Raw genomic sequence first — 4,186 nt, 5'->3', positions numbered from 1 at the left:
AACAGGACCGTGTGCTGCCACCCGAGGTGGGGCGGATCGCCCGGGTGGGCCGGGCCGCAGTGTTGTGCTGGCGCCGCCAACACAGCGACTTCCCGCCCCCGGCGGGTGGCACGGACGTCCACCCGGAGTTCGATCGGCGCGCGGTGGTCGCCTGGCTCCTGGCCCATCACAAGATCAACGTCCCGGCGGAGGTTTCGACGGCCGCGCTCGTGCTGGTCCTTTCCGGTGGCGGTACGCACTGGTTCCGCATCGAGGACCCGTGGCTGCTCCTGGCCGACGACGCCGAGGGCAAAGACCGGTTGTCCGGCTGGTCCACCGAGGAGGACGCCGGGGCGCTGCACGGGCTGACCGGCCGGGAGTGGGGGCCGTACCGGGCACGCGGCCGCTGGCGGTGCTGGGCGAGGTGCGGATGGTGGAACGGGTCCGGCCGGGGTCGGGCGGCCTGCACGTGACGCTGGACTGGCTGGCCGGCCTGCGGGGCGCCGCCACGGAGGGCTCGGCGGGGGTGGCCCGCCACGGCGTGCGGTACGTCCGGCCGGGCCAGGTGTGCGTGTGCTTGGCAGGACTGCGGCGGCCTGGTGGTGCGGTCTGGTGTCAGGAACACGGAGGCATCGCGCCGGCGATGGAGTGGCACCCCGGCGGCGGCATCCGCTGCACGGCGCTCCACGGCAGCCATGCAGCGGCGCGATGCGCGCCGGCACCGTCCTGGACTGGTCGGACCAGACCGAAGCCGCAGGCCCGCCGCAGGCGCCGACGTACATCTGGCTCGACTGCGCCCAGTGGACTCCGAGGGCGGTTAGGGCGGCGAGCTGTCGCGCGTCGAGCCGGTCGCGGCGCTTCTTCTGGTTGACGATCCATACCCTGGTGTGCTCGGTCCCGTCGGGGGAGCTGCTCGACGTGCGCCCGTCCGGCGGCCCGCCATTCGGCGCGGTCAAGGTCCTTGCCGAGCCCGCCGGGCCGGTGGACGTTGGTCAGCCAGTGCCCGACCGGCTTGTCCAGCGCGGTAGCGTGCCGCGGCGCCGCGAGGGTGCCGTGCTGCTCGTTGTACGCGCGGGCGGGGGTCTGTGTCGGTTAGTGGAACACCACGGTCATCCGCTCGGCGAGGAGGGAGACCTCCTCGACGATCCCTTCGCCGGCCTGGCAGTCGAGGTTCTGCCCGGACAGCTTGGTCGGAAGGCGTTGGTGATGTTCCAGGTGGCGAGCTGGTTCGCGCCGGTCTCGTCTGTCAGGGAGATCGTGCAGTTCTTCTTCTCGACCGCGTTCTGGCTGACCGTGTAGAGCCAGGCGAACAGCGGGCTGTCCTTCGGGATTACGCCCCTGCGCAGGGTGAGGTTCAGGGCCTGCCGCCGGCCGGGCATCTGGAAGGACTGGCCGGCGTCGTCCTTGTACTCGATCGTCTCGGCGCCGAGTTCCAGCCCCGAGACCGCGGAGAAGGAGCCGTCGGTCTTGCCGTCTCCGTCGATGTCTGTTCGACGACTCTCAGCATGGTGATGAAAGGGTAACGGCGACACTCCCGTTGCACACGGGATGTAGTTGTCTCCGAGACCGGGCTGTCTCTTCGTGTGCGACGACACGGTGAACACGAGCGAGTCGTGGAGCCGTCGTTCGCTCAGAAGGCCTCGACCTGAGGCCGTACCGACGGCAGCTCCCACAGTTCCAATGCTCCGCTGGTCAGGTCGCCGAGGAACTGAACCGCGCCTCCGGTGTAGTGCCACCAGCCGCCGTTGCGTGAGGCCACGGTGACAGTCCACTCGTCGGGACCAGACCCTGTGGTGTTCCAGAGGAAGTAGTCACCCTGGTTCGACGTGGCCCAGGGCAGCAGGCCCCCAGGGGCAGGAAAGGGGTGCAGAGGAATGGACATCTCTGCGTCCGCACACCACTCAGCGAGGATCTCTAGATTTTCGGGGTCCTCTGACCATGCCTGCTCCTGCCCGGGGTTCGGGAAGCCGACGCAAAGGAAGTCGCCGAAGGCCAAGGACGGGTAGCTGTCGGCAAGCAGCTTGTAGTCGGAGGGCAGGTGCGTGGTCAGGCACTCCTCGACCGTCGCCCAGTCGATGCCGGCTGGAGTCGTACGTCGAAGGAGGGCGAGGCCGGGGACGGCCTGCTCCAGAGCCGCGATCGCCGAGGCCGGATCGGTCAGTCGCTGACGAGGTGCTTGAGTGCCGATGAGAGCGTCCACCGGGACAGCGTGCCAGAGCACGGATCACGAGCCTTCACTGACCTCCTATGTTCACGACCAACGACGCCTTGAGCAACGTGATCCTTTGGCGTTTGGGCAGGCTGGCGGTACTTCGTCGTGCTCGGAGCGGGAGCACATCGTGGTCTGCGGAGGCTGTCGGGTGCTGATCGTCGACAACGACGTCCTGCTGGCGGAACGGCAGCTGCGGCAAGGTCGGCTGAGCTGCCCGTCATGTGGGGCGGCCCTGGCGCCGTGGGGGCATGGCAGGCCCCGGGAGATCCGGGGTGATCTCGGGGCCCGGTTGTTTCTGCAGCCGCGTCGTACTCGTTGTCCTGGCTGCAAGGTCACGCAAATGTTGCTGGGGGGGGCGATTTGGCCGCGGCGGGCGGATGCGGCCGAGGTGATCGGGGCCGGGCTGGAGATAGCTGCGTTGGGCATGGGACACCGCCAGGTTGCCGCCCGTCTGGGCCTGGCGGAGGGCACGGACCGTCGCCGGCTGAGGGCGTTCGCCGGGCGGGCCGAGGACATCCGGCGGTATTTCACCGTCGCCTTGGTCGCGCTCGCGGACGACCCCGTGATATCGGCTTCGACGCTCGCCGACGCCGTCTCGGCGGTCGCGGCCGCCCATCGGGCGTCCGCGACGAAGTGGCCGCACCTGCTCACGGTGTCGCGGTGGGAGTTCGCCGGAAGGGCGATGGGCGGCAGGATCCTGACCTCGCCTTCTCCTTTCCCCTTCCGCATCGGGTGGGGCGTCACACGCATCCGAAGGCAAGGCCGGAAACACCTCCGGAGTCGGCCTCGTCGACTGGAATCGACTACCTGAAGATGGCTGTGGTGGATATTTCGTGAAGGACGTGATCGCGGTGGGGTCGGCAGCTGGGTCATGCTTGATCACTAGCGCCGGAGCGCGGGATCCGGCATGGCTCTTGGGGGTCCGCGGTGGTAGTCAGTGAGCTGGTGCGCGCAGAGCTGCGACGGGTCGATTGGGCTTCGTTGAAGTGCGGCTGCGGCGATTCTGCGGAACATGTGCCCCTTCTGTTCGAGGCGATCATCACTGCCGAGACACCCCGGGACATGATCGGGTACACCCTCGATGATCACGTCGAGGGAGACACAATCATCTTCGAGTGCACGCCGCCCGCGGTCGGCGTGATCATGGCCGCGCTGGCGGGCGACCTCTCGGCACTGGCCCGAGACGTGCTGCTGCAGACGTTGTTGTTCGTGGCCGCGGGCTCCGGCGACTATGAACTGGAGGCAGAAGGAGCGGGCCTGGCTGACCGATGCCGGACCCACGCTCAGGAGGGGTTCTGGCGGCTCCTCAAGATCGGGCTCACGGGCACTGCGGAAGACGCCGAAACCATCGCCGACATCTGTGAGTACTTTGAGCTGGGCGGTGACAAAGCCGCCTTCTACCAGGCCGAGCTCCGCGACCGCGTGCGCGCGAAGACCAAGCGCGGACGACGTCGTCTGACGCTGTGAGGGTCATGGTGGCGGGGCGAGGACGAGGGTTCGCAAGAGGGAGAAGGAAGCACGGCCGTATGACCGGCGTTTGATCAGTTTGATGCGTGTGACCTGCTCCTCGACGGCGCCTGAGCTCCAGTGGAGCGTCAGGCCGTTGACGACGGCGTCCCAGTCGTTCTGGAGGAAGGCCGCGAAGCTCTGGATCGGTTGCGGCCCCTGGTCGCGAGAGCGCGGGCCACCCAGTGCCTGAGGTCGTGGCCTCGGCGTTCGCGGGCGATGGCACTGAACTCACGGGCGAGGTCGCGGGCGGTGGCCAGGTCGGGACAGGCGTCCAGGATGCGGTCGAGCTGTTCGCGGTGGCTCTCGGTCAGGGTGTCAAGCCGGCGCAGGATCCAGGTCGTGATGCGGCGGGGACTGGGAATCGGCTGGCGTGGTTCCGGGGCGGCGGTGCCGGCACGGAGGGTCGCGATGTACTTGGTGACCACGACGCGGCTGCCGCGGTAGCCGCGTTCGCGGATCTCGCGGAAGAGGGCCGCGGCCTTGGTG

The 4,186-nt window shown here is 68.6% G+C and carries 5 protein-coding genes and 2 pseudogenes; 3 read left to right on the top strand and 4 right to left on the bottom strand.

The annotated features are described in order from the left end of the window. Positions 1-452 (top strand): annotated as a pseudogene (locus VR44_RS30885) (hypothetical protein); the annotation flags it as partial. A gap of 636 nt (positions 453-1,088) precedes the next feature. On the opposite strand, the gene VR44_RS49265 reads toward VR44_RS30885, so the two are convergent. Both VR44_RS49265 and VR44_RS30875 read right to left on the bottom strand, forming a co-directional pair. Continuing rightward, complete coding sequence (locus VR44_RS49265; protein ID WP_425424546.1) at positions 1,089-1,511, bottom strand: phage tail protein; 423 nt, start codon at positions 1,509-1,511, stop codon at positions 1,089-1,091. Positions 1,512-1,609: 98 nt separating this feature from the next. Then, positions 1,610-2,179 carry an SMI1/KNR4 family protein gene (locus VR44_RS30875; protein WP_045950926.1) on the bottom strand — a complete coding sequence of 190 codons (570 nt, stop codon included), beginning with the start codon at positions 2,177-2,179 and terminating at the stop codon, positions 1,610-1,612. A gap of 160 nt (positions 2,180-2,339) precedes the next feature. Here VR44_RS30875 and VR44_RS41560 point away from each other — a divergent pair, with 160 nt between their 5' ends. Together VR44_RS41560 and VR44_RS30865 are read left to right on the top strand one after the other, a co-directional pair. Then, positions 2,340-3,002, top strand: a complete 663-nt coding sequence (locus VR44_RS41560) for a hypothetical protein (RefSeq protein WP_157880455.1) — start codon at positions 2,340-2,342, stop codon at positions 3,000-3,002. 134 nt (positions 3,003-3,136) lie between these two features. Beyond that, a complete protein-coding gene (locus VR44_RS30865) occupies positions 3,137-3,658 on the top strand; it encodes a hypothetical protein (protein ID WP_157880454.1) in 522 nt (173 codons plus the stop codon). 3 nt (positions 3,659-3,661) lie between these two features. Here VR44_RS30865 and VR44_RS49260 read toward each other — a convergent pair whose 3' ends face one another. Together VR44_RS49260 and VR44_RS30860 are read right to left on the bottom strand one after the other, a co-directional pair. Continuing rightward, positions 3,662-3,844: a transposase gene (locus tag VR44_RS49260; protein ID WP_425424545.1), complete on the bottom strand. Its 183-nt coding sequence runs from the start codon at positions 3,842-3,844 to the stop codon at positions 3,662-3,664. After that, positions 3,787-4,186, bottom strand: a pseudogene (locus tag VR44_RS30860) (hypothetical protein); the annotation flags it as partial. The gene VR44_RS49260 and the pseudogene VR44_RS30860, both read right to left, overlap by 58 nt.

The organism is Streptomyces katrae (genome assembly GCF_000966975.1).
In the GTDB taxonomy this organism is placed as follows: domain Bacteria; phylum Actinomycetota; class Actinomycetes; order Streptomycetales; family Streptomycetaceae; genus Streptomyces; species Streptomyces katrae.
This window is presented reverse-complemented; position numbering and strand designations above follow the sequence as displayed.